Annotated in this window: 20 protein-coding genes; 13 read left to right on the top strand and 7 right to left on the bottom strand. The window is 69.0% G+C overall.

The window, feature by feature from the left end; translation table 11 throughout:
- The first annotated feature begins 31 nt into the window (after positions 1 to 31).
- The 8 genes from G6O68_RS06290 (at position 32) to G6O68_RS06255 (ending at position 11,405) form a co-directional block, all read left to right on the top strand.
- Entirely contained in the window at positions 32 to 598 is a 567-nt protein-coding gene (locus G6O68_RS06290) for an NfeD family protein (protein WP_165245975.1), read from the top strand.
- 46 nt (positions 599 to 644) lie between these two features.
- Positions 645 to 1,718 carry a flotillin-like protein FloA gene (floA, locus tag G6O68_RS06285; protein WP_165245973.1) on the top strand — a complete coding sequence of 358 codons (1,074 nt, stop codon included), beginning with the start codon at positions 645 to 647 and terminating at the stop codon, positions 1,716 to 1,718.
- Positions 1,719 to 1,768: 50 nt separating this feature from the next.
- Entirely contained in the window at positions 1,769 to 2,584 is an 816-nt protein-coding gene (locus G6O68_RS06280; RefSeq protein ID WP_165245971.1) for a hypothetical protein, read from the top strand.
- Between the two features lie 302 nt (positions 2,585 to 2,886).
- A complete protein-coding gene (locus tag G6O68_RS06275) occupies positions 2,887 to 3,951 on the top strand; it encodes a thioredoxin family protein (RefSeq protein ID WP_165245969.1) in 1,065 nt (354 codons plus the stop codon).
- Positions 3,952 to 4,027: 76 nt separating this feature from the next.
- Positions 4,028 to 5,113: a YihY/virulence factor BrkB family protein gene (locus G6O68_RS06270; protein ID WP_165245967.1), complete on the top strand. Its 1,086-nt coding sequence runs from the start codon at positions 4,028 to 4,030 to the stop codon at positions 5,111 to 5,113.
- Between the two features lie 328 nt (positions 5,114 to 5,441).
- Entirely contained in the window at positions 5,442 to 10,067 is a 4,626-nt protein-coding gene (locus tag G6O68_RS06265; protein WP_165245965.1) for a tetratricopeptide repeat protein, read from the top strand.
- A gap of 267 nt (positions 10,068 to 10,334) precedes the next feature.
- Complete coding sequence (locus G6O68_RS06260) at positions 10,335 to 10,922, top strand: peptidylprolyl isomerase (protein ID WP_165245963.1); 588 nt, start codon at positions 10,335 to 10,337, stop codon at positions 10,920 to 10,922.
- A gap of 177 nt (positions 10,923 to 11,099) precedes the next feature.
- On the top strand, positions 11,100 to 11,405 hold the full coding sequence (locus tag G6O68_RS06255) for a ferredoxin family protein (protein ID WP_165245961.1): 306 nt from the start codon (positions 11,100 to 11,102) through the stop codon (positions 11,403 to 11,405).
- A gap of 82 nt (positions 11,406 to 11,487) precedes the next feature.
- On the opposite strand, the gene G6O68_RS06250 is transcribed toward G6O68_RS06255, so the two are convergent.
- Positions 11,488 to 12,774, bottom strand: coding sequence for an MFS transporter (locus G6O68_RS06250; RefSeq protein ID WP_165245959.1), 1,287 nt, complete (start codon positions 12,772 to 12,774; stop codon positions 11,488 to 11,490).
- Between the two features lie 11 nt (positions 12,775 to 12,785).
- Positions 12,786 to 14,213: a hypothetical protein gene (locus tag G6O68_RS06245; RefSeq protein ID WP_165245957.1), complete on the bottom strand. Its 1,428-nt coding sequence runs from the start codon at positions 14,211 to 14,213 to the stop codon at positions 12,786 to 12,788.
- A 94-nt stretch (positions 14,214 to 14,307) separates the two neighbouring features.
- Here G6O68_RS06245 and G6O68_RS06240 point away from each other — a divergent pair, with 94 nt between their 5' ends.
- Entirely contained in the window at positions 14,308 to 14,727 is a 420-nt protein-coding gene (locus G6O68_RS06240; RefSeq protein WP_165245955.1) for a hypothetical protein, read from the top strand.
- A 238-nt stretch (positions 14,728 to 14,965) separates the two neighbouring features.
- On the top strand, positions 14,966 to 16,351 hold the full coding sequence (locus tag G6O68_RS06235) for a cytosine permease (protein WP_165245953.1): 1,386 nt from the start codon (positions 14,966 to 14,968) through the stop codon (positions 16,349 to 16,351).
- A gap of 77 nt (positions 16,352 to 16,428) precedes the next feature.
- On the opposite strand, the gene G6O68_RS06230 is transcribed toward G6O68_RS06235, so the two are convergent.
- The gene (locus G6O68_RS06230) at positions 16,429 to 17,175 is read right to left on the bottom strand and encodes a polysaccharide biosynthesis/export family protein (protein WP_240911066.1); all 747 of its coding nucleotides are present in this window, start codon (positions 17,173 to 17,175) and stop codon (positions 16,429 to 16,431) included.
- 280 nt (positions 17,176 to 17,455) lie between these two features.
- Between G6O68_RS06230 and G6O68_RS06225 the strand changes: the two genes are divergently transcribed.
- Together G6O68_RS06225 and G6O68_RS06220 are read left to right on the top strand one after the other, a co-directional pair.
- Positions 17,456 to 19,033: an alkaline phosphatase family protein gene (locus tag G6O68_RS06225; RefSeq protein WP_165245951.1), complete on the top strand. Its 1,578-nt coding sequence runs from the start codon at positions 17,456 to 17,458 to the stop codon at positions 19,031 to 19,033.
- A gap of 63 nt (positions 19,034 to 19,096) precedes the next feature.
- On the top strand, positions 19,097 to 19,351 hold the full coding sequence (locus tag G6O68_RS06220) for an acyl carrier protein (RefSeq protein WP_165245948.1): 255 nt from the start codon (positions 19,097 to 19,099) through the stop codon (positions 19,349 to 19,351).
- Positions 19,352 to 19,375: 24 nt separating this feature from the next.
- Here the strand turns inward: G6O68_RS06220 and G6O68_RS06215 are convergent, their stop codons facing one another.
- Genes G6O68_RS06215 through G6O68_RS06205 form a run of 3 tightly spaced genes read right to left on the bottom strand, consistent with a single transcriptional unit; the run spans position 19,376 to position 22,497 of the window.
- Positions 19,376 to 20,971, bottom strand: coding sequence for a GH3 family domain-containing protein (locus tag G6O68_RS06215; RefSeq protein WP_165245946.1), 1,596 nt, complete (start codon positions 20,969 to 20,971; stop codon positions 19,376 to 19,378).
- Positions 20,968 to 21,555, bottom strand: a complete 588-nt coding sequence (gene olsG, locus G6O68_RS06210) for an ornithine lipid N-methyltransferase (RefSeq protein WP_165245944.1) — start codon at positions 21,553 to 21,555, stop codon at positions 20,968 to 20,970. Before olsG ends, G6O68_RS06215 begins: the two co-directional genes overlap by 4 nt.
- Positions 21,556 to 21,570: 15 nt before the next feature.
- Positions 21,571 to 22,497, bottom strand: a complete 927-nt coding sequence (locus tag G6O68_RS06205; RefSeq protein WP_240911065.1) for an alpha/beta fold hydrolase — start codon at positions 22,495 to 22,497, stop codon at positions 21,571 to 21,573.
- 207 nt (positions 22,498 to 22,704) lie between these two features.
- On the opposite strand from G6O68_RS06205, the gene G6O68_RS06200 reads away from it, so the two are divergent.
- Positions 22,705 to 23,721 carry a TIGR01777 family oxidoreductase gene (locus G6O68_RS06200; protein ID WP_165245942.1) on the top strand — a complete coding sequence of 339 codons (1,017 nt, stop codon included), beginning with the start codon at positions 22,705 to 22,707 and terminating at the stop codon, positions 23,719 to 23,721.
- 233 nt (positions 23,722 to 23,954) lie between these two features.
- Here G6O68_RS06200 and G6O68_RS33185 read toward each other — a convergent pair whose 3' ends face one another.
- Positions 23,955 to 25,250 (bottom strand): serine/threonine-protein kinase, encoded by a 1,296-nt coding sequence (locus G6O68_RS33185; protein WP_165245940.1) that lies wholly within the window; start codon positions 25,248 to 25,250, stop codon positions 23,955 to 23,957.
- Positions 25,251 to 25,390 lie beyond the last annotated feature (140 nt).

The following is a 25,390-nucleotide window of genomic DNA, read 5'->3' as shown; positions in this document are numbered from 1 at the left end:
GCGCCGCGAGGCTCGACCGCGGAGGGTGATCGTGAACGAGGCTTTCTGGCCGATCGTCTTCCTGGCGATGGGCCTGCTGCTCCTGACGCTGGAATTGTTCGTGCCCTCGGGCGGGTTCATCGGCTTCAGCGCGGTGGTGTGCCTCGGCCTGGGGCTGTGGAACGCCTTCCAGAGCTCGCGAAGGCTCGGGATCACGTTCCTCATGGTCGACTTCGTCGCGGTCCCCACGACGGCGATCGTGGCGTTCCGGCTGTGGGTGCGGTCGCCCATGGGCCGTCGCCTCTCGCTGGCGCCCCCGGAGCCGGAAGAGATCGACGTCTCGCACCGCGACCGTCGCGTCCGAGACCTCGTCGGCGCCGACGGACGGGCCCTCACGCCGCTTCATCCCTGCGGCCACGTCGAAATTCAGGGGCGTCGCTACGATGGGATGGCCGAGTCCGGCCTGATCGCCGAGGGCGACCGGGTCCGCGTGATCCGCGTCCGATCCGGCCAGGTGGTGGTCCGAACCATCGAAGTCCCCGGCTCGGCGGATCGGACCTCGACGTCCGAGGATCCGGCCCCGTCGCCGCCTCGCGTCGACGTCGGGGCCGGGACCTAGCATCGCCCGTCCACTGAGAATCACCCACGAACCTCGAGGATCCTCCATGACAGCCATGATACTCGCCCAAGCGAACCCGGTCGCGATGCCCGGCCCGACGATGTTCTGGCTGGGGGTGGTCACGCTCGGCGTGATCGCGCTGCTGGGCGGCATCTTCATCACGAAGTACTTCAACCTCTGGATCCAGGCCTTCCTCACCCAGGCCAACGTCACCATCGTCGACCTGGTCGGAATGTCGTTCCGGAAGGTGAATCCGAACATCATCGTCCGTTCCAAGATCATGGCGTATCAGGCGGGGCTGACCGAGAAGGACGGCCTCACCACCCGGGCCCTGGAGTCGCACTACCTCGCGGGCGGCAACGTCCCGAACGTGGTCCGCGCCCTGATCGCCGCCAACCGCGCCGACATCCCGCTCTCGTACAAGCAGGCGACCGCCATCGACCTGGCGGGCCGCAACGTGCTGGAGGCCGTCCAGACGAGCGTGAATCCGAAGGTCATCCCCTGCCCGGACCCGACCCAGGGCCGCAACACCATCGACGGTGTAGCGCGCAACGGCATCCAGCTCAAGGTGAAGGCCAAGGTGACCGTGCGGACGAACCTCGACCGCCTGGTCGGCGGGGCGACCGATGAGACGATCATCGCCCGCGTCGGCGAGGGCATCGTCAACGCCATCGGATCGGCCGAGACCCACCTCCAGGTCCTCGGCAAGCCGGACTCGATCTCCAAGCGAGTGCTGGAGAAGGGGCTCGACGCCGGCACGGCGTATGAGATCCTGTCGATCGACATCGCCGACATCGACGTGGGCGACAACATCGGCGCCAACCTCCAGGCGCTCCAGGCCGAGGCGGACACCCGCGTCGCCCGGGCCAAGGCCGAGGAGCGCCGGGCCTTCGCCGTCGCCAAGGAGCAGGAGATGCAGGCGGCCGTCCAGGAGAACCGGGCCAAGGTGGTCGAGGCCGAGGCCGAGGTGCCGCTGGCGATCGCCGAGGCGTTTCGGCAGGGCCACCTGGGGATCACCGACTACTACAACTTGCGGAACGTCCAGGCCGACACCGAGATGCGTTCGGCCATCGCCGGCACCGGCAGCAACACGCGTCAGCCCGTGGTCTCGACCCCCTGAGCCGAACTCCCAGCGGCCGTCTCGTCCCCTCGTGATCGCAGGAGTCGCCCATGGGCCGGATCGAAGCCCTCTCTCAGTTCATCGTGCCCCTGATCTTCCTGGCGATCTGGGCGCTGACCTCGATCCTGAACCGCGACGCCCAGCCGTTGCCGCAACGTCCCGCCCGGCCGGGAAACCGGCCCGGGCCGAACGCCCTCGGCCCCGCCGCGCGGGGGCAGGCGGCCACCGGCGCCATTCGCGAACGCGAAGTGGCCGCCGCCTCCGCCCCGCCGCCCAGGCGGCTTGGGACCGAGTCGACTCCGAGTCCGGTCGCGTCCAGGCCTCAGGAGCGGCCGGCGCAGCCCCCCGGCCTCCGGCTGGGACGCCGGCCGGCCGGAGACGGCATGGCCGAGGCCGACGTCTACGTCATCGACGACGAGCTGATCTTCGTCGACCCCGTCAGCCGGATGCAGATCGGTTCCGCGCCCGCCCCCGGATTGGGGGGGGCCCGAAACCCCTCGCGCCAGGTCGCGAGGAAGCCCGCCCGAGGACGACGCTCGGAACACCCTGGGGGTCGGGAGCGCCATGAAGATCCTGGGACCCAGCGCGTGCTCTCGGAGCAGGTCGGCCAGTCCATGTCGCTGAACCGCGGCCAGCCCCTGGACCTCGCGCCGCTGACCTCGAAACTCACCTCTCTGGGCGGCGCCTCCCTGCGCAACGCGACCTCGACGGCGGCCACCGTCGCCTCGTCGATCGCCCCGCCCGCCCTCTCGGCGACCCAGGTCCGGGATATGTTCGCCGACACGCCCCGTCTCCGAGAGATGGCCCTGCTGACCGAACTCCTCCAGCCCCCCCTCAGCCTTCGCCAGTCGAGGCGTGGTCGCTGAGGCTCGCCCTCGGTCCGACCCCGGTCCGGTTCGGGATGTGCGGCCCTCGCGCGTCACTCGGCCTGTAAGCGTCGCGCCGGGCGAGGTTCGACGCGACCCCCGTATCGGCGGAAAACCGCTCCAGCCGGGCTGCCGTCGAGTCGATAATCGACCCTGGACTCGGAGAGAGACCGGGTCCGTCGCCAAAGGCATGGCGCCTCTCGAATAGCTGAGCGGCATCTCCACGGATGGAGTGCGTCCGGTTCCCGGACGTTCACTCAATCACGACACCATTGCGAATCGCCCGTCGACGAGGAGATGCGATGACTCCCCAACGATCCGCCATGCGCTTCGTCCATCGGTGCCTGCTGCTCGCCCTGGCCGGGACGTCTCAATCCGTCGCCGCCCGGTGCGACGAACCCTCGCCGGAACCCGGGGTCCCCTGGCGCACCGATTACGCCTCGGCCCTGGAAGAGGCCCGAGCGGCGGATCGCCTGCTCTGGATCCAGTTCACCGGACCGTGGTGCCCGAATTGCCTGCGGATGGAGCAGGAGAGTTTCCCGGCCCCGGACGTGGTGGCTCGCACCCGCTCGGACTTCGTCGCCGTCAAGCTTCGCGCCGACGTCGACGAGGAACTGGCCCTGGGCTTCAACCTGACCGGGCTGCCCGCGACCGTGCTCGTCGACCCCTCGCGCACGGTGCTGGCGGTCCACCAGGGTTATCTGGGCCCGGACGACCTCGACGGCGTGCTCGGGCGAGCCGTCGCCGCGCGCACGCCCCGTTTCAACCCGGAGGACCTCGTCGACGACACTCGAATCGCGTCGGAGCCGGTCGGCCCTCCCCAACTCGCCCGCGATCGCACGGCGGACGTCGCCAGGCCGCTGAAGAGGGAGGACCACGTCGAGTTGTCGGGCTACTGCCCGGTCAGCCTCGTCGCGGAGAAGAAGCTCGTCGAGGGCCAGGCGGAATACGCGGTCTCCCATGAGGGGCGTGTCTACAAGTTCGCCAATCTCGTGACGTTCAATCTCTTCCGACGCGATCCCGAGCGTTACGTCCCGGCGAACGACGGCCGATGCCCCGTCGAGCAGCTTGAGCAAGGGCGAGAGGCCCCCGGCGATCCGCGCTACGGCGCCCTCTACAAAGGCCGGCTTTACCTGTGCGCGTCGGTCGAGGATCGTCTCCGGTTCGTCCAGGATCCCGAGCGGTATTCGACCGTCGGGGTGGAGGCCCAGGGGAACTGCCCGCACTGTCTCGACGCCGAGGGGCTGGCCGTGCCTGGGGACCCGCGCTTCAGCCTGACCCAAGGCGGCCGCCGCTACTGGTTCCCCGATGAATCCCACCGCGACGCCTTCATGTCGCTGGCCCCCTCCCAGACGATCCGCCGCTGAGGCGAGCCATGGGCATCGCGTTTGCGTGCGGAGAAGCTGGTTAAAGTCTGTACGCAAGACGACGAGGCGGTCGACGATGGAAGCATCGAAGCGAAGGTTCCTGTCTGCGATGGATCTCGGAGGCCTGACGCTCCGCGAGGCGCTCCACAGGACCTGGATCAAGCTAAATGAACATGAGCTGATGACCCGCGCGGCGGCGATCACGTTCTACGCGGTTGCGTCTCTCGTGCCGTTCCTCGCCCTGGTCGTGCAGATCGCCGCGCATGTCCTCCCCTGGATTTCCAGCTCCAAGAACGTCGACCCGATGCAGGTGCTGGGAGACATCCTCCCCGCAGAAGCCGCTTCTCTGCTGATCGGCGAGTTGGACAACGTTCGCAGTCGACCCAGCACGGGTCTTGTCTCGTTCGGCACCATCGCGTTGCTCTGGCTGAATTCCAGCCTGTTCATGTCGGTCATGGACGCGGTGAACCAGATCATGGGCGTCGCGGAGCGTCGGCCGTACTGGAAGCAGCGGCTGGTCGCCCTGTTCATGGCCGTTCTGGAGGCGATGCTGCTGATCCTGGTCCTGGCCAGCACCTTGCTTTGGCCCCAGATCATGGGCCTCCTGGGATTGGAGGGTGTGACGGCGTTTTTCGTGACGATCGCGCACGGGCTCTCCGTGTTCGCCCTGATCCTGGTGAGTTTCGCGGCGGCGATGTACTTCGCGCCCGACGCCGAACAGCGCTGGGAGTGGATCACGCCCGGGAGCCTCCTGGGCGCCCTCCTGCTGGTCTCCGTGAGCTACCTGTTCCGGTTTTACGTCCAGCGGTTCGGGGACTACAGCGCGACGTACGGCTCGCTCGCGGGGGTCGTGGTCCTGATGTCCTGGATCTGGCTCTGTTCCGTGGAACTGCTCGTCGCGGCCGAGTTCAACAAGGTGATCGAGGACGCCTCGCCGTACGGGAAGGATTACGGCGAGCGACGCGAGGGCCCCGGCACGCGGGCGCGGGCGGCGGGTTACCTGCGGGCGTTCTTCAAGCGCGGCCCGCTCAAGGAGCCCGCGGGCCGGATGCGTTCGCCCATCCTCGCACCCGGGAAGTCCAACGCCGATCCCGTCGCGAAGCAAGATCGCGCCGGCGAGCCGGGGCCGAATGGGGCCGAGCCGGTCGACGCGGGTTCATGAGTGCTCGGCTTGAGGAAAATCGCCTTGTCCTCGGGGCGAAGAAGCCCTATTTTGTCCATTGCCTGAATGCAGGACGATGCGGCAATGGATTGCGACTTTGAGACCAGGAAGGGCTCGCGGCATCGCCACCCTCCCCTCGCCCCACATCGCACCTCGCCCCCGTCCCGCCGGCGGGCGGATCTCGCGTCGCCCTGAAGACGCCGATCTCGATCTCCTCTGAACTACAACACCCGTCCCGCACGGCGCCACGCGCGAACCCGGAAGGTTCCGCGTCGTGGATCAAGCCCGCGGGCCGGCTCGGCATCTCGAGCTGAAGGAGAATGGCCCGATGACCGTCCGCTGGAAGCCTCTGTTGATCCTCTCGGGACTCTTCGTCGCGGTCGCCGTGGTCGGCGTGATCGCGATCTCGTCCACCCTGGCGCCTCCCTCCGCGCAGAGCGTGCTGAAGCAGGCTCGGGCGTCGCGCGACGCCGGGCGGCTGGCCGACGCCGAGATCTACTACAAGCAGGCCCTCCAGGCCGAGAGCCGCGACGCCGCGATCCACGAGGAGTTCGCGGGCCTCTACGACGACATGCTCAAGTCCGCGCCCGCCGAGCGCCGCGACGCCCTGCGGACCGAGCGCACCGACCACCTGATCAAGGCCGTCAAGTTCGATAAGAACCTGAAGGGCCCCCGCCTCCGGCTGCTCCGCCAGGCCATGGCCGACGACGTGGCCCCGGACGCGGTCTACTGGGCGAAAGAGGTCTCGACCATCGACCCCGAGAACCTCGACGCCGCCTACGTCCTGGCCTTCCACGGCCTGGAGTCCCGCACGCCCAACCTGGCCGAGGTCCGCAAGCTGCACGACCGCCTGGTCGCCGGCGCCGCCCCCGAGGTCCGCCGGCTGCTCATCCAGGCGCGCCTGGCGATCGCGACCAACGACGATCCCGGCCGCGACGCCGCCCTGGAAGCCGGTCGCAAGATCGCCCCGGCGGACGACGCCGACCCGACCGACCTCATGGCCAAGCTCCGACTCGACGCTCTCGACGTGGAGAACCAGACCGACCCGGCCCGACGCGCCGAGATCGTCAAGGGCATGGTCGGCCTCTCCGACCGCTTCCTGGCCTCGGCCGAGCCCGGCTCGCAGCGGGCGACCCGCCTGAGCTACCTGCTCGAACAGACCCAGCGCTCGCTCATCCGGCAGTCGCAGGCCGGAGGCGACCCGGCGACGGACGCGCTCATCGAGACGATCGAGGAGCAGCTCGCGAGCCTCTTCGAGAAGAGCCGCCAGGCCGGCGAGCACGTCGATTACCAGATCTTCCTCACTTACGCCGACCACCTGCGGTTCCGTCGCCAGCGCGATCGCTGCCTCCAGGTCGTCAACGAGGCCCTGGCCTCGCCCCTTGCGACGCGTCCCAGCTCCTCGCTGATCGTCCTGGGCCTCCACACCGTCGGGGCCGAGATGGCCCTGGCCCAGACCGACGACTCGGCCCGGCTCCCGAAGGCCTCGCCGCACATCCAGGCGTTGCTGGCCGCCGCCGAGCCTCGCTACCAGGGACTCGGCCACCTGTTCCAGGGCGCCGTCGAGCTTGAGGAGGCCGGCGTCATCACCTCGGTCACCCGCAAGCCCGAGAAGTCCGACGCGCCGGCCAATTCGCAGCCCAAGCTCCGCGCCAGCGCCCTCGCCCACCTCAAGGCCGCCGCCCAGCAGCTCCCCGAGGTCGCCGAGGCCCAGGCCCGCTACGGCGTGGCCCTGGTGCTCAACCAGGAGCAGGGGCTGGGCCGCCAGTACCTCCAGAACGCCCTCCGGATGTCCAGCCTCGACCCGCAATACGAGTTCTGGGCCGCCTGGACGATCCTCCAGGCCGGCTATCCGGAAGAGGCCGCGCCGATCATCGAGTCGCTCTCGCAGCAGCTCGCCCAGGGGACCATCCCCGGGGAGATGAAGGTCGTCCTCCACCAGCTCACCGGCGAGCTGTACCAGGCCCGCCGGGGCCCCGGCGACCTCGACCTCGCCGCCCAGGAGTTCGAGAAGGTCGCCAAGCTCGGCGACAAGTCCGACGGCGGCTCGGCGCTCCGCCTCGCCCAGATCGACGTCCAGCGGGGCAAGCTCGACGACGCCCTGGCCCGGGTCGACGCGCTCCGCAATACCGGCCAGGCGCCCCCGGCGGCCGAGAACCTGGCCGTGCTGATCCTAGAGCAGCAGGGCAAGAAGGAAGAAGCCCGCAAGCAACTGGCCGCGGCCCGCCAGAAGTTCCCGCGCGCCTCCGAGATCGTGGGGCTCGACGCCGCCTTCCGCACCAAGGACGGCGACCCCGCCGCCGCCGAGAAGATCCTGGCCGAGTTCCTCGCCGAGCAGCCCGACGACGTCACGATGGCGATGATGCGGGCCCAAATCCTCAACGATTCGCTCGACCGCCCCGACGACGCCCGCAAGGTCCTCGCCGAGCTGGGCGAGCGGACCGAAAGCTCCGCCCCCTGGGTGCAGCTCGCCCAGCTGGAGATGGCTCGGAACAACCTGGAAGGCGCCGCCGCCGTCGTCGCCAAGGTCCGGAGCCGCTGGAAGGAAGGCGCCACCGGCGACATCCTCGAAGGTCAGCTCGCGCTCAAGCGGGGCGAGGTCCCCGCGGCCATCGCCCACTTCGACGAGGCCCTCAAGAAGGACCCGGAGAACAAGATCGTCGCCTTCTGGAAGGCCCAGCTCGACGGCCGCTCGGGCTCGGTCGCCGAGGCCGCCAAGGCGCTGGAAGACATCGTCCGCGACCGGCCGAGCAAGGAGGTCGAGACGGGCGTCACGCTGATGTCGGCCGCCCAGTCCGCGCTCGCGAACCTCTCGCTCCAGAGCGGCAACGTCGACGACGCGATCCGCCGCTTCGAGGAGCTGAAGCGGAACAACGAGGCCGGGGCCCTGACGCGCGGCGACCGCTGGCAGCTCATCACGGCCCACGTCGCCAAGAAGCAGTGGCCAGTCGCCAAGGCCGAGATGGCCGCCCTGCTGGCCGACGAGAAGAACCCGCCCAACCCGGACGAGCGCGTCCGGGCCGCGAACCTCTTCCGGGAGAACGGCGAGGTCGCCGCCGCCCTTCAGCAACTCGACCTCGTGCTCCAGAGCAATCCTACCAACGCCTCGGCCGTCGTCACCCGCGCCTTCCTGCACATGCAGGACAAGCACTTCGCGGAGGCCTCGGCCTTGCTGAAAAAGGCCGTCGAGCTGATCGGGGCCGAGGGCCAGAAGGCCCCCGAGGTCTTCTTCTTGATGATGGCCGCGGTCGAGAATGAGACCCCGCCGCTGGAGACCGCCGCCGATCGCACCCTCGACGTCGTCGATCAGGGGCTCCAGGCCCAGCCCGCCTCGATCCCTCTGGTCCAGGCGAAGTATCTCATCCTCGCCAAGGGGGGGGACCCGGCCAGGGCGTTGGAGTTCGTCGAGTCGAAGGCCAAGGATGACACGACGGGCGTCTACCGGCGGATGCTGGTCGACGTCTATCGGCACCAGAAAAACTACGAAGGCGCCGAGCGGCTCCTCCGAAGCCTCGTCGCGGAGTCGCCGGAAGACGGCAACCTGGCGGCCGGGCTGGTCGAGGTCGTCTCCCTCGCGACGGCCGACGCGATGTCCGCGGGCGATGCGGCCAAGCTCCGCTCGCTCGACGAGAAGGCCTCGAGCCTGATCCGCGAGTACCGCACCAAGTTTCCCACGAACCTGGCGATCCTCCAGGCCGAGTGCGACCAGGCCGCCCGACGCGGCGACTACACCCAGGCCGTCGGCATCACCGAGGAGATCGACAAGGTCGCCAAGAATTCGTCGGTCGGCCCTCTGCTCCGGGCCCGGCTGTTCGCCGCCCAGAACCGGCCGGTCGACGTCGCCAAGGCCTACGCCGAGGCGGTCGAGCGTGAGCCCCGCCGCCTCGACGTCCGCGTCTCGCACGGCAAGGCGGCGCTCAAGGTCGGCCAGGTCGACGAGGCCCTCCAGCAGGCGAGCTACGTCCTGAACGTCGAGAAGAAGAGCCGCGAGGGCGTCCTCCTTCAGGCCCGAGCCCTCGACGCCTCGGGCGTCAGCGACGCCCAGCGCGAGGCCGCCCGGTCGAAGGCCGTCGCCCAGCTCGAGGCGGCCGTCGCGGCCGACCCCGCGTTCGCCGACGCCTTCCAGGCGATGGCCGACATCGAGCTGAAGCGGAACCGTCGCCCGGCCGCCATCGCCGCCCTCAAGCGCGGGCTCGCCGCCGACCCGTCCGACGCCTCGATCGTCGCCCAGTACGTCCAGCTCCTGTCCGAGCCCGATCCGGCGAGCCCGGCCTCGCGCCCGGCGGGCCTCGACGAGGCCAAGCGGCTCGCGACCGAGATCCTCGCCCGCGACCAGAAGGGCTCCACGATCCTCGCCGTCGCCGTCGGGTTCCACAAGGCCCGCCGCCTCGAGCTGGCCCTGCCGCTCTCCGAGAAGGCCGCCGGGATGCTCGACTCTCCGGTCGCGCACCTCAACCTGGGCGACCTGCTGCTCTCGATCGCCGAGAGCCAGCCCGACCCCGAAAAAGCCCGTCCCCATTTCGAGCGGGCGGTCGCCGAGTACGACCGCGTGCTCACGCTCCAGCCCGGGTCGATCGAGGCCGTCAACAACAAGGCCTGGGTCCTCCACAGCTCGCTCGGACGGAGCCAGGAGGCGCTGGAACTGGCCCAGGACCTCGTCGCCCGGGCCAATTCCGCCGCCCTCCCCGGCGAGTTCTATGACACCCTGGGCGCGATCCAGGAGTCGGTCGGCCGCGCCGACGACGCCGAGCAGTCCTACCAGGAAGGCCTGAAGCGGGCGCCGGACCTCGCCGTGCTCCACTACCACTACGGCAAGCTGATCGCCGCCGACAAGTCCCGAGGCACCCGGGCCAAGGACCACCTGTCGAGGGCCATCGCCTCGAAGGATCAGCTCAGCCCGGTGATGGCCGAGGAGGCCGTCCGGCTGGTCAACCAGATCGACGACGGCCGCTGAGTCGGCCGTCCGGATCGTCGCGATCGTCGCCCGGGGGGCGGCGGGGGGACTCCCCCCGCCGCCCCCCGGCGTTTCGTAGTCACCGATCGAGACGCCGATGGAGGCATTTTCGCGAAGGCTCGCGGTCGCTCGACAGCCGTTAGCCGCCGTGTTAGGGTGTCGTGATGAATTTTTCACGCGCGAGGTTCGGGCCTCGACCCGGCCCTCGAGCGACGTTTTCGTGCAGGCAGACACGGAGAGAACGACGTGACGACGTCAGGACGCACCATGATTTCGACGAGCTTGCTTTGCGGGATGTTCCTCGGCCTCGGGGCCTGCCTGGCGTTCAGCACGCCGGCCGGCGCCCAGGACGGAGGGGCGAACCCCCGCGTGGAGATCGAGACCACCGAGGGCAACATCGTCCTCGAACTCGACCCCGCCAAGGCTCCGATCACCGTCGAGAACTTCCTCAAGTACGCCGACGACGGCTTCTACAACGGCCTCGTCTTCCATCGTGTCATCTCCGGCTTCATGATCCAGGGCGGCGGCCACGACGCCACGCTCCGCGAGAAGTCGGAAGGCGTCCGGGCCTCGATCAAGAACGAGTCGAGCAACGGCCTCTCCAACAAGCGAGGCACCGTCGCCATGGCCCGGAAGAACGACCCGAACTCGGCCACCTGCCAGTTCTACATCAACCACGCCGACAACGCCCCGCTCGACACCTACGGCGGCGGCTACACGGTCTTCGGCAAGGTCGTCGAGGGCATGGACGTCGTGGACGCCATCGCCAAGACGCCGGTCCAGGACCGCGGCGGTCTCCAGAACGTCCCGGTCAAGCCGATCACGATCAAGGCCATCAAGCGCGTCAAGTCTTGAGGGCTGGGGCGATCGCGGAGGTGGCGGGGCGGACTCGGCCCCGGTGCCCCCCTCACCTTCCCTTGACCCCTCGATGAGACGACCCTAAGATTGCTTTCTTCGCTTCAGGGGTTGCGGCTGCGCGGCCGGCGTACTCCTGGCTGGATCGATACGATCGAACGTTTGAGGAGTCTGGTCATGGCTCACGTCGTCGCAGAGCCCTGCTTCGATTGCAAGTACACGGATTGCGTCGTGGTCTGCCCCGTCGACTGCTTCTACGAGGGCGCCCAGATGCTTTACATCCATCCGGACGAATGCATCGACTGCGAGGCCTGCGTCCCCGAATGTCCGGTCGAGGCGATCTTCCTCGAGGACAACCTCCCCGAGGAGTGGAAGGACTTCACCGCCCTGAACGCCGAGATGTCGCCGCAGAGCCCGAACATCAACGAAAAGAAGGACGCTCTCGAAGCCGAGTCCTGCGACAAGAGCCGCAAGCGAAGCTGACGCCCAGGGCCGCCGGTCGGAAAGACCGGAAGCTCGCGACGAGTCGAATGAACCCCGGGCGACCCCCGGGGTTTTTCGTTTCTCAGGCCGACGCAGCCTCCGACGCGGGACGTCCCGGCCCCTGGGCCAGGATGAGGAGGAATCCCGCGACGAGGCAGACTACGGCCGAGAAGGCCATGACGGGACAGACGCCCCAGACCGTCGCCGCCCGACCAGTCCACAGGGCGCCGAGCGGCACCGAGCCCGAGAAGACGACCATCCAGACCCCCATGATCCGGCCCCGCAGGCGTGCCGGGATCCGGAGCTGGATCAGCGTTTGGGTGGACGAGTAGAAGAACGCCGCTCCGAACCAGGCCCCGAACAGGCAAACCGCGCCGAGGCCGAGCCTCACGAGCGACGGCCACTCCGGAGACGACCAGAGAGGGAAGAGCGAGGCGGTCAGCAGGAACGTCGAGAAGCAGAGCATCCCGTAGATCACCATCCGCTCCTTGCGGACGCCGTCCCCCAGCCGCGCCACCATCAGCGCCCCGAAGGTCGCGCCCGCGCCGCCGCTGGCGAGCAGCAGGCTGTATCCCCCGACCCCCACGCCGAGAACCGTCCTGGCGAAGACAGGCGTCATGGCCTCGTAGCCCATCCCCATCAGGCCGAAGAATCCCATCAGGGCCAGGTGTCCCGAGAGGCCCCGCTCGCTCCGCAGATAATCCAGACCGGCCAGCAGGTCGCCGAGCGCCGCCCCCCGGCCCGATACCGACTGGGCCCGCGTCGGGATCCGAATCGCCAGGACGGTACCGATCGCCGCGAGGTAGCTGACGGCGTTGAGGGCGAAGCACCCCGCCGCCCCCAGGATCGCGAATCCCAGCCCCGCCAGCGCCGGGCCGATCACGCGCGTGGCGTTGAACAGCCCGGCGTTCAGGGCGATGGCGTTGGTCAGGCTCTCGGGGCCCACCAATTCGTAGAGAAACACCTGGCGGCTGGGCAGCTCGAACGTCACGCAGACGCGAGCGGTCGCCAGGATCACGGCCATCTGCCAGAACTGGATGACACCCGTCGCGACCAGTCCGGCCAAGACGAAGGCGCAGGCCATCTGCCCCACCTCCATCGCCAGGATCATCGCCCGGGGCGCGACCCGGTCCGAGATCGCGCCGGCGAAGAGGCCCACGACCAGCCCCGGCATCAGGTTCGCCATCTCGATGACGCCGAGCCGTTCGGCCGACCCCGTCTGCTCGTACACCAGCCACCGCACGGCCGCAGCCTGGAGCCAGGTGCCGATCAGGCTGACGCCCTGGCCGCTGATGTACAACCGGTAGTTCCGGTTCGAGAGCGATCGGAAGGTGCCCCCGTCCGGGCCGCCCCGAGTTTCTCCCGGCAAGCCATCGGTCGTCATGAAGGCGTCTCAGCGACCGCGGCCGGGCTCGACCCGATCGAGGATCCCTCCGGGCTGAACGGGATCGCTGCCAGGGAAGCGAGCCCCGAGGTCAGGTAGGCCAATAGCGCCGCGGGCTGGAGCGTCTGCAACCAGGCGACCTCGGCGATCTCACCCGCCAAGGGGGCGAGTCCGACCAGCACGCCGAGACCCCAGGCCGCGACCCCCGGACACTTCAAGCCTCGGGCGAGCGGCCGCGACCCTCGTCGACGTATCCCGAGTACCGTCAAGACGCCGGCCAGCGACGCGAAAACCGCTCCTGAGATCGTGGCGATCGATTCCACTCGCCAGGCCAGGCCGGTCGCCCCGGGCAGGAAGAGGAGCAGCGAGCCCACGCCCACGCCCTTCCATCGCGACAACGCGGGCCAGTGACCTCGAAACCGTTCGGTGAACACCGGCGCGGCGTAGCAAGCCGGGGCGAGCGAGGCGAGCCCGAACAGCAGCAACAGGCCGCCGGCCGGGCGAGGCCCGATCGCCCCGCCCAGACCGTCGCGGAGGGCGTCGCGAATCGAGCCGTAAGGCCCCGAGGCAGCCAGCACCAGTGCAGAGAGGCATGTCGCCGCTCCCGGTACGAGGATCCCCATCCAGCCGCCGAGCCTCACGTCGCGGCGATCGCGGACTACGCCTCCCCACTCGACTCCCAACACCCCCGCGAAGGCGAAGGCCGAGAAGACGTACTGGAAGGTCCTCGGCTCCAGGCTCATCGACGCTCCTCGAACGCCCGGCCCGATCCCGGGGTGCGGAGCCAGCCAGGACCAAAACGCGGCTCCCACCAGCAAGCACGCGGCGAACGGCGAGTACACCTTCATCATCGCCGTGATAACCCCCATCAACCCGAGCCCGTTGGCCGACGCGATGATGAACGTCCAGAATGCCAGCGCGACGAGGGCGAGCGGCCCTTCCAGGGCGAGCCCGCCCAAGGACGTCGATCGCAACGTATCCGCGCCCAGGAGCCCCCAAACCACCAGGCCGTCGAGCGTCAGCCGGACCGAATAGGCGATCGCGACCGATCCCCAGACGGCCGCGAAAGCCCCGTAGAGGATGCCGGCGATCCATTCCGAGCCATCGGCTCCGAAAACCTCCGCGGCGAGGGTCCCCAGCCGCCGACGCGTTCGCAGCCCGAGCATCGCCTGCGGGAGGTAGAGCAGCCCGTAGCAGCCGATCAGACCCAGGCACGCGCTCGCGAAGCGGGCGAGCACGCCGGCACCCGTCGGCGCCGCGGCCGGCAGTCGATCGAGCAGGGGGAACCAGGCGAGGACGCCGAGGTACGCCGGGGCGATCGTCGCCGCCCAGCTGCGGGGCGGGGGGATTGCGGCGTCCGACTGGGCTCGCACCACGGGGGGGAGCGCGGCGGCATTCGCGTCGATCGTGGGAGGAGGGCTCACGTTGGTTCGCAATCCGATGCGTGCGGGGCCTTGAGTCGTCGCGTTCGAAGGACCATAGTCTACCATGTCCGCCGACACGGCCGGAGTCACGACGATGAGAAGGTCCCGCAGCCTGGCGTCCCGAATCGTGGTCTATGCGTGGGCCTCGCCGACGACGTCCGTCGGCCTCCTCGCCGGGGCGCTCACCTTGGCCACGGGGGGCCGGGGCCGCATCCGAGAAGGGGCGTTGGAGTTCCACGGCGGCTTCGCGACCTGGATGGCCCGACGCGTCGGCTTCGGCGCCATGACGCTGGGCCACGTGATCGTGGGATATGACGCCTGGTGGCTCGACGAGCTTCGCCCTCACGAGCAGGTCCACGTTCGCCAGGTCGAGCGCTGGGGGATCGCATTCCTGCCGGCCTACCTCGCCGCGAGCGTCCTGGCCTGGCGGGCCGGCGGGCACTACTATCACGACAACTGGTTCGAACGCGACGCCCGCGCCCGTTCCGGCCAGGTCGAGGGGCCTGGAGCCTGAAAAGGGGCCGGTTCCCCGACGACGGATCGTTTCAAGCGGGGTCTGGAGCCGCCGAACAGAGGGTGCCGTCGAGCCCTCGAACGCGGCGTCTCGCCGGGATTTTAAGCCTTTCCGCAGCCGCTCCGCGGGATCGTGGCGGGCGTCGGGTAGTCCCTTGACAGCGCTTTCCGGGCGTCGTCTACTGCAGCGTCGTCCCAACCCCGTCCGCCTCTCCTCGCCAGACGATCCCAACGACGCCATGAGCACACAAACGATCCCGGCTTCCAGCCCGCTCCCGGACTACCTCGCCAGCGCGACCCCCAACCCGATGGCGAATCGGGCGCCCTGGTACAAGAACACCGCGCCGACGTTCGCCGGCATCTTCCTCTGGTTCATCTTTTGGAACGAGATGTCCAAGAACACGCTGGGGGTCGGTGGGCTCATGGCGAGCCTGGCCGGAATTGCGGTCGGGGCGCTAATCTGTCACTTCCTGTTCTACCTGTCGCCCGGCCTGCTCGGGATGAAGACGGGGATGCCCCTCTATGTGGTGGGAACGTCGACCTTCGGCTCGACCGGCGGCCTCATCATGCCGGGGTTTCTGATGGGGGCGCTGCAGTTCGGCTGGCTGGGCGTCAACGCCTATGGGTCGGCGCAGGCACTCCGCGAGGCATTCGCGGGCGACGAGACGATGTTCTACATCCTGGCCGTTCTCTGGGCGGTCGCTGCGGCTTTCGTCGGCCTGAAGGGGATCCAGTATGTCGCGGGGATCGCCACCTACCTGCCGATCATTCCTCTGGCCGTCTTGCTGATCGGCCTCTACTACTTTGGAGCCTCAGCGTTCAGCTATACGCCCAAGGTCGACGTCACCGCGGCCGGCGGGGCCCAGGCGGCTTTCTTCGGGATCATCGGGGCGATCGTCGGATTCTTCGGGACAGCTGGAGCGGCGGGCGTCGACTTTGGCACGAACAGCCGGGACGCACGGGACGTCAAGATGGGGGGCGTCGTGGGAGTGATCATCGCGATCCTCATCACAGCCTCGGCCTCCTTGCTGATCGTGGCCGGTGCGAGGGCCTCGGGAGCGATCGGCGAAGATATCGTCCTGGCGACCGACGCCCTCAAGGCCAAGCTTCCAACGAACCTCTATCGCGCAATCATGATCGGCCTGCCGATCGCCGCATTTCCGTCGGCCTGCTTCTCCTCGTTCATCGCGGCCAACAGCTTCAAGACGGTCATGCCGAGGATCAATCCGGTCATCTCGGTCGGCGTGGGCACGGTCGTTAGCATCATCCTTGCCGTTAGTGGCTACGCCGGTCAGCTAGCCAGCGTCTTCGGGATCATCGGGGCGTCCTTCGGGCCGATTTGCGGGGCCATGACCGCCGACTACCTGCTGAATGGCCGTCGCTGGAGCGGTCCGCGCGCCGGCTTCAACCCGGCCGGTTGGGTGTCCTGGGCCGTGGGCTTTCTCGTCGGCGTAACGCCCCAATTGAACGCCCTCGGCGACCGGTTCCCCGCCCTCGCCTCGATCCCGGCGATCCCCGCCGCCCCCGTGGCCGCGTACGTCGTCGGCTTCGTGCTCTACGCCCTCTTGTACAAGGCGGGCCTGAAGACGGCCGTGCTCCACATGCCGCAGCGGATCGACGTCTGATCGTCGACTCGGCGTCGCGCGGGATCTGAACGTTCAAGGGCCGGGGGAGATTGCTCCTCCGGCCCTTTCGCATGCGCTCAGCGGCCCAGCAAGGTCGCGATCAGGCTGGGCGGGCGGGTGCCGGGGACCACGATGCGGTCGCCGGGGAAGAGCTGGTAGTTGGTGAGCGTGTCGCCCCGTTCCTTGATCGCGCACCAATCGATGCGGAGGACCTGGTCGGGCTCGCCGGCCGGGTGGGGCCGGACGAGGTAGGCTTTCTCCGGCAAGCTGTTGGACTTGAGCCCCGCCTGAAGGATGGCGTCGAGCGCCGTCTCATTCCCCTTGATCGGGAACTTTCCCTCGGTGCCCACCGTCCCGAGGACGTAATAGTATTTGCTCTGGGAGTTGCTCAGGCGGACCGACACCCGATAGGGCTCCGACGGCTTCTGACCGCGCCGGAGCGCGTCGAGCGTGAGCTGCTGGGCGATCTTCTCCTCCACCTGGTCGAGCGTCAGGCCGACCACGTAGACGTCGCCGTAGAGGCCAAGGTCGACCAGGCCGTCGGACTGGACGACGAAGGACGCCGGGCTCCAGTCGGCCGGCACGGGCTTGATCGCGACGTCCAGCTCGTCGGGCGGTTCGACCACGTATTTCGGCATCGTGGTCTTGTCCAGCTCGCGAGCCTGCTCGGGGTCGATCATGCCGCGGACGGGGACGCGGTCGGCCTCCCTGCGCAGGCGCTTCCCCGCGCAACCCGGCCCCGCCATCAGGAGGGCGGAGGACAGCCCCGCGAGCATCATCGTCCTGCGCGAGCAGGAGGCGGCTGTCGGCGTCCGTGCGGTCATGAGCCTGGCACCTCGGGGACACGGGGACACGGGTCCGACCTCGCCCGACGGCGCACGGAGGATCCCGATGCCGGCGGTCGAGCGACACTAGACTTCGGAATCGGCAGAAAACGACGCGGGTCTCGATGGAAAGTCGAGATTGACCAAAGATTCCCCAAAAGCTAGTGTCCCGTCGCCTCGATTCCGTATTCCGGCCCGTCGAATCGGCAAGGACGGCGATTTCGGCGGATTCCTTGGGACCATGCCGGGCGGGATGACGAGGCGGCAGAGGCGCTTGCCCATGGCGACGATTCCATCGCGCGTGCTCTTCGTAGGACTCGACGGGGGGACGCGCGCCATCCTCGATCCGCTCTTCGATCGCGGGTGGGCGCCGAACCTGGCGAGCCTCTGGCGACGTTGCGCCGTCGGCGACCTGAGGTCGACCGACCCCATGGTGACGCCGGTGGCCTGGACTTCGTTCAGCACCGGGTGCACGCCCCTCACCCACGGCGTCCACGACTTCAACTACCTGGACCACTCGGACCGGACGGTCCGCGAGCACGACGCGACGACCGTCCGGGTGCCGACCCTCTGGGAGATCGTCAGCGGCCTGGGGGGCTCGGTGGTCAGCCTGGGGCTGCCGCTCACCTATCCCGCGCCGCCGGTCCGCGGCCTGTTCGTCGCCGGTGCCGACGCCCCCGACCCCGTCCGGGCCTTCGACCAGTGCCCCGAGTTCGGCCGTCGGCTCCGACTGGAAGTCCCGGACTACACGAACAAGCTCGTTTGGAAGCGACGCCCTCGCACGGCCGAGGAGGCCGCCGAGCAGGCCGACCGCTGCGCGAGGATCTTCCGGGCCCAGGCCGACGCGGCCGGCAAGGCCGATCAGCAGGTCGACTGGACCGCGATGATGGTCCACTATCACAACCTGGACAGCCTCCAGCATCGGATGTGGCCCTACTTCGACGTGGACGACACCGGGCTCCGTGAGGCCGGTTTCACCGACGCGGTCGAGCGCTGCGTCCGGGCGCTCGACGACTCGATCGGCCGGCTCCTGGAACTGGCCGCGGATCGCGACGCGGCGGTCGTCGTGGCCTCCGACCACGGCTTCGGCCCCTGCCGCTCCCTGGTCAACGTCAACGGGATGCTCCGGGCCGCGGGCCTCCAGCGGACGAGAGTCTATGGGACGCGGTTCCGCTATCGCGCGATCCGGGTCCTGGAGCGGCTCCGCCGATGGCGGGCCCTGCGCGAGCCGGGCGCGTCGGCCCCAGCGAAGGTGCGCCCGATCGACGGCCAGATCTCGTGCGACTGGGGCCGCACCCTCGCCTTCGCCCCCTTCGGCCAGCTTTGCGGCAACGTCTTCCTGAACCGCGACGCCGTCTCCGGCGCGTCGGCCGACCGCGCCCTCGACGAGGTCGTCGCCCTCCTGCGAGACGCCCGAGACCCCGAGCGCGGCGAGAGGCTGTTTGCGGACGTCTACGCGACGGCCGATCGCCTCGACGTGGACCCGGCCCGCGAGGGCATGCCCGACGTCTTCGCGCTCTCCGCCGACGGTTATCAGGCCCAGGCCAAGTGGTCGGAGCGTTACCGCAACACGATCCTCCGGCCCGATCCCGGACTCCCGGCGACCCACTGGCTCAACGGCGTCGTCGCGATCGACGCGCCGGGCGTCCAGCCGGGCCGTCGCCTCGAAGCCCAGCTTCCGGACCTGGCGCCGACGTCGCTGGCGTTGCTCGGCCTGGACGTCCCCCGATACATGGAAGGCCGGGTCCTCCAGGAGGCCTTCGAGACGACCATCATCGTTCATCGCTCCGAGACGCCGCCCCGCATCGCGACCGAGGCCGAGCCCGTCGGCGACGTCGTCGCGGCGGGCGTCGAGTGAAGACCCGCGAAGGAATCCCCCGTCCCGTAAGTTCCCCGCACCCCGACTCAACAAGAGGATTTCATGGAAGATATCCAGAAGGACGTCCACTCGTTCATCCTGAACGAGTTCCTCCCCGGCGAGGATCCCTCCGAGCTGACCGATTCCACCCCGCTCATCACCGGCGGCATCCTCGACTCGATCACGACCCTGAAGCTGGTCGTCTACCTTGAGGAGCGGTTCGGGATCACCGTCGAGGCCCACGAGGCGGGCGTCGAGCACCTGGATTCCATCCGCCAGATCGCCGACCTCGTGGCCGACAAGAAGCAGGCCGCCTGACGGGCCGGGACGCCGCGTGAGGGATCAGGGGGGATCGCCCGGCCGAACCTCGTCGACGACCAGTTCCGCGCCGCGGAGGTAGTCGACGAGGTCCCGCGTCGCGGCGCCCCCCGCGTCCATGCGCGGGACCTTGTTCTGGCCGCCGAGCTTTCCGCGCCGCCGCATCCAGCCCTCGAAAGCCCCCGGGCGGGCCGCGAGGATCGCCGGTGCGGGGATGCCGGAGCCGGGATTGCGGTGGGCGTCGTAGTCGGCGTTGCGTCGCCGCAGGACCTCGTCGAGGAGAGAGCGGTACCGCGACAGGTCCGGCGCAAGCTGCTGGAATTCGATCACATATTGATGGAACCCCAGCGTTCCGCTGAACGTCGGGCCGACGTGCCATTCCCGGATCGATGAGCCGGTGGCCTCGGCGGCTGCGGCGAGCGCGGCCTCGACTTCCTCCTGAATCAGGTGCTCACCGAACGCCGAGAGCGAGTACTTGGTGCGTCCCGTGAAGCGGAGCAGGGGAGGGTCGAGCGACTCGAAGCGGATCGTGTCGCCGATGACGTGGGACCACATGCCCGCGCAGGTCGAGACGACGAGCACGTAGTCCACTCCGATCTTCGCGTCGCCCAGCCAGCAGCGGTCGGCGGCGTCAGGGTTCGCGTCGTAATCGGCGATCGGGACGAATTCGTAAAAGATCCCGTGGTCGACGAGGAGCCGGAGCAATCCCGTCTCGGCGTCTCCGAACGCGATGAAGCCCTCGGAGCAGGGGTAGGTCTCCTGGAGTCGCACCGCGTCCGAGCCGATCGCCTCGCGGAAAGCGGCCTCGTAGGGGTCGAACTTGACCCCGCCGTGTACGACCATCTCCAGGTGCGGCCAGACCTCGGCGATCGTCGATTTGTCGGCCAACTCCAGCACGCGCCGGAAGAGCATGAGCAGCCAGCTCGGCACGCCGCTGACCAGCGTGATCCGGCGATCGAGGCTGCGTTCGGCCAGTCGCGCCAGCTTCCGGTCCCAGTCCGACTCCAACGCCAGGTCGAGGGGCGGGAACGTGTAGGGCCTGAGCGCCGGAGGAAGCTCGATCGCCGCCACGCCGCTCAGGTCGCCTTGCCGCACGCCGGGGGCGGGCTCCTCCTGCCTGATCGTCCCGCCGAGGAAGAACACCCGACCCAGGAAGAGCTTCGAATCGGGCCGGGAGGCCAGATGGGCGGCCGTCACCGTCTGGGCGGCCTTGCGGTTCGAGCGGACCATCTCGCGCGAGACCGGGATGTACTTGGTCGCCCCCTGCGTGGTTCCGCTCGTCAGCGCGAGGTAGGGGATTCGGCCGGGCCAGGTCAGGTCCTCGAAGACGGGATATCGGTCGCGCAGGTATTCGTCCCAGAGAGACTCATAGGTGCGGATCGGGACGCGTCGTTGGTAGTTCTCGACCGTCCGGATGGCGTCGAACCCATGGTCCCGGCCGAAGCGCGTGCCCCGAGCGTGGTCGACCAGGCGCCGCAGGATCCGCTGCTGTTCGCGGACCGGGTCGAGGCTCGCGAGCCGCCCCATACGACGCTTTGCATGCAGATGAAAGCCGGCGTTGACCAGTCGTCTAGCCGGGGCCGAGCCGGCGAGGGCCGGGAGCCAGGACTCCCCGATCATGACCGGTCGGCCGCCGGCTTGATCCGTCGACAGAGGTAGACCCCGGCCGGGGGGAAGTTGCGGGGCTCGAAGACGAATCGCACCTCTTCGAAGAAGCGGCGATAGAGCCCCCGATACACGAGCGGCATCTCCGTGATCTGATTGAACGACCCCTCGGGTTTCAAGACCCGCCGCACGACCCGGAAGAGGTCGAGCTGCGATTCCTTCGGGAACGACGGGGTCGGCAGCCCGGAGACGATGTGGTCGACCTGCGCGACGCCCCGATCTCGGAGCATCGCATCCAGGTCGCGCACGTCCCCCTCGACCACCTCGACGTCGGGATGGTCGCCGTGCCGATCGCGGAGGATCCTCGCGAAATCGGGGTCGCGCTCCACCACCAGGATGCGGCTGCGGCCGGCGGCCCGCTCGGCCAGGACGCGGGTGATCGGCCCGGTGCCGGCGCCAAGCTCCACGACCACGTTGGGGCGCGTCCAGTCGATGTTCGAGACGGTCGCCCGCGAGAGCCAACGGCTGCTGGGGGCGAGGCTCGCGATCGCGGTCCCTTGCCGCAGGAACTTGCCGAGGAACAGGGTGAAGTCGCTCATGGTCCGCCGGATCGATCAGGAGGGGAGGGCGGGGGAAGTCGCGGCGAGACGCGGGGTCGCGGAAGTCCCCGCGGCCGCGTTCAGGAAGCGTCCCACGTCGAGGGCCCGGGGGAGGGCGTGGAGCCGATCGATCAGGAAGCGGTCGATCAACTGATTCACGAGTCTCGATTTTTCGATCTGCGGCGCGTGTCCGCATCGAGGGATCACGACCTGGCGGACGTCCGGGATCCGCGAGCCGGCGCGGATCGAGCCGGGGACGTCCGAGATCACCTGGTCCTCGGCGCCCCAGATCAGGAGGGTCGGTACGTCGACCCGGTGCAGCAGGTGTTCCACGGAATGGCCCACCGTCCCGCGAAGCGTCCGCAGGACCCCCTTCTTCCAGCGACGGTCCTGGAATTTGCGCTCGAAGGCCCCGACCAGGCGTTCGTCCGCGAACCGGGCCTCGTGGAAGACGGAGCCGACCAGGCTGTCGTACCGGCTGCGCCTCACGCCGTCGATCATCGGCAGGTTCTCGTCGCCGTGGAAGCCCGACGGGCAGATCAGGACGAGCCGGTCCACCTTCCCCGGATTGGCGACGGCGTAGGTCAGCACGACCTGGCAGCCCAGGCTCGACGCCGCGAAGTGGTATGGGGGGCGCTGGACGAACTCGTCCAGGTAGGATTCGAGTCGACGGGCGAGGTAGCCGACCGTGACGTCGTGGCCGGCGTCGATCCATCGGTGGAGGGCGTCGCCGCCGTAGACGAGGATCTCCGGCAGCTTGACGTCGAATCGACGGCCCAGGCTCCGCTCGTTGGCGAACCAGCTCTCGGATTGCTCGGCCAGGCCGTTGACCAGGATCAAGGGCTTGCGGCCCTCGCCGCCGAGGCGGGGGCGAACGCGGGGGAGGTCGAGCCACTTGAGCACGCGGCGGGGCATGGCGGGGGAGGACTCCAGGGGATCCATCGGGGTCGTCTGCGTCGAACCTAACACGAACCCCGTGCTGAGGCCAACACGGACAGGGCCTCGTTCACCGCGAATTCGCGCGATGCTCACGGCGAGGAAATCCCCACGCGCCGAGGCTCCGGCGCTTGACCGCGCCGGCCGGCGCCGGAACGATGAACTCCAGGTACCAGGTTCAATCCATCGGCCGAGACTGCGAGTAGGATCCCCATGCGCGTCTTGATCACGGGAGGTTCCGGGCTCATCGGTGGCCATCTGGTGCGTCGGCTCCTGGCGGCGGGAGACACGCCCGTCGTCGTCTCCCGCCGCGCCGATGCGCTGCGCCGCGACCCGGCGACTCGCGAGTACGAAGTCGTCCAGGGCGACCCGACCACCACCGGGCACTGGCAAGAGGCGGTCGACGGCTGCGACGCGGTGGTCAACCTCGTCGGCCACAACGTGTTCGCCGAGCGTTGGAACGCGGGGGTGAAGCGAAAGATCCGCGACAGCCGGGTCTACGGCACGGAGCACGTCGTCGCGGCGATCGCGGCCGCGAAGGTCCGGCCCCGCGTGCTGGTGCAGGGATCGGCGATCGGCTACTACGGGCCCTGCGAGGATCAGGAACTCGATGAAGGGGCGCCGTCCGGGTCCGATTTCCTGGCGGTCGTCTGCCGCGAGTGGGAGGACGCCTCGGCGCCGGTCGACGGCCTGGGCGTCCGCCGGGCCGTCGTGAGGATCGGCGTCGTCCTGGCGCCCGGCGACGGGGCGTTGAAGATCATGACGCCCCTGTTCAAGATCGGGCCCGGGGTCCCGGTGGGGGGGAACGGCGGCCTCGCCCCCGCGCGAGGCCGCCAATGGATGAGCTGGATCCACATCGAGGACATCGTCGGCATCCTGGACCTGGCCCTCCGCAATCCGGAGGCGCGCGGCCCGATCAATGGAGTCGCCCCGAACCCCGTCCGGAACGCCGATTTCTCGCGGGCCCTCTCTCGGGCCCTCTGGAAGCCTTACGCCCCGTGGCGGATCTTCCTCCCGTTCGGCCCACCCGACATCCTGCTCCGCCTGACCCTCGGCGAGGTCGCCGACGTCATCGCCAAGGGCCAGCGGGTCGTGCCCCGGAAGGCCCTCCAGCTCGGCTATGATTTTCGTCACCCCGAGCTGACGAAAGCCCTCGCCTCGCTCTTTCAGAATCCTCCCGACGCCAGCTCCCAGCGTCCCGAAGCCGCCCGGAAGGAAGCCGGCCGCTGAAGCCTCGAATTGGGTTCGTTCGCGGCGTGCGAACCCAATTTTCTTGGCGTAAGTCCTTGCCATGTCACGGTTAATCCTGGCTGGCGATTGGCTTCGTTCGGCGCGCTTTCCGCGTGCGGTTGTGGATTGTCTCACCCGTCCCAACTCCATGAAGGCGCGAAACGAGGCCGACGGACGGAATCCGCCAGTTGGACAATGGTCCCGGATCGTCGAACTCGGGCGCAGGGACGCGACTACTTCAGCAGATAGCCGGCGACGGCCCCGGCCGCGAACGTGAGGGCGAAGGCGGCGAGCGTCATCGTCAGCAGCATATTGGGGCTGTCGGCCGCGACGGAGGCGAGGGGGGCGAACCATCCCGGGTAGCTCGGCTTCGCCGGGGCGAGGGGGGCGAGGTTCACCAGCGGACGGGCGGCGACAGCCTCTACCGGGACCTCGGCGGGCTGGACCGGAGGGGTGGGGGGGGCGGCGGGCGCGGGCTTGCGGGAACGAGGGCGGACGAGGGCCTGGAGCGCCTCGGCGGCCTCGGCGGCGTTCTGGAAACGGTCCTGCGGCTTGTAGGCCATCAGCTTGTCGAGGACGCGCTGGGCGCTCGCCGGGAAGTCGGGGATGTGGTCGGTGATCGGGACGTGCCGGTTGTTGATCCGACGCCCGAGGCGGTCGATGGGAGACTCTCCGGGGAAGGCCAGTTTGCCGGTGATGAGGTGGTACATGGAGCAGCCGAGGCTGAACAGGTCGCTGCGGCCGTCGACGTCGCGGCCGAGGGCCTGTTCGGGGGACATGTAGTCGACGGTCCCCACCGCGATCCCGTCGGCCGTGGCGAACGTGGCGCCGTCGTCCGCCTCCATCAGCACCCCGAGGCCGAGGTCGAGGATCTTGACCTTCTTGTCCTCGCTCAGGAGGATGTTCGACGGCTTGATATCCCGATGCACCATCCCCTGATCGTGGGCGTGGGCCAGACCGAGGGCGGCCTGGGCCGCGTATTCGATCATCTCGGCCGCCGGGATCGGCCCGCGTCGCAGGCGGTCGCCGAGGCTCTCGCCGTTGACGTACTCCATCACGATGTAGAGCACGCGGTTGGCCCGATCGGCGTCATAGGCCCGGACGACATTGGGGTGGTCCAGCCGCCCCACCAGCTTCATCTCGCGCTGGAACCGGGCGACCACGCGCTCGTTGCTGGCGATCTCCGGGGCGATGATCTTGAGCGCGACCACGCGGTCCATCATCTGGTGGTGGGCCTTATAGACGCGTCCCATGGACCCCGACCCGATCCGGTCGAGGATGACGTAGCGGCCGACGAGCATGCCGTACGACTTGTTGGCCAACAGGCGTTTCGCCTGGTAGGCGGTGATCAGGCGATCGCGGACCAGCCGCTCGGCGAGCGAGGCGGGCTCGGCGGGATACTCGCCGCGCTCGACGCGGCTGGCGATCTCCTCGAACAGGCGATCGCTGAGCACGCCCGAGCTTTGCAGGACCGGGAGGAGGTCCGCAGGGGTCTTGCCTTCCGATCGGATCTTGTCAGGGCTCGCCATCGCCGATGTCCACCCCCCAGGGACTCGTCCATCCTGGCGACCTCCGTGGAGGCCTGCCGTCCGCAGCCGTCGCCCGCTCGATGGAACGTAAGTCTTATGGTATCAAACGTGCAGCACTGACTCAATCGGCCGATCGCCGA

The sequence above is a fragment of the Paludisphaera soli genome (assembly GCF_011064595.1).
Taxonomy (GTDB): Bacteria; Planctomycetota; Planctomycetia; order Isosphaerales; family Isosphaeraceae; genus Paludisphaera; species Paludisphaera soli.
Note: the sequence above shows the minus strand (reverse complement) of the source record. Positions and strands in the feature narration are given on the sequence as shown.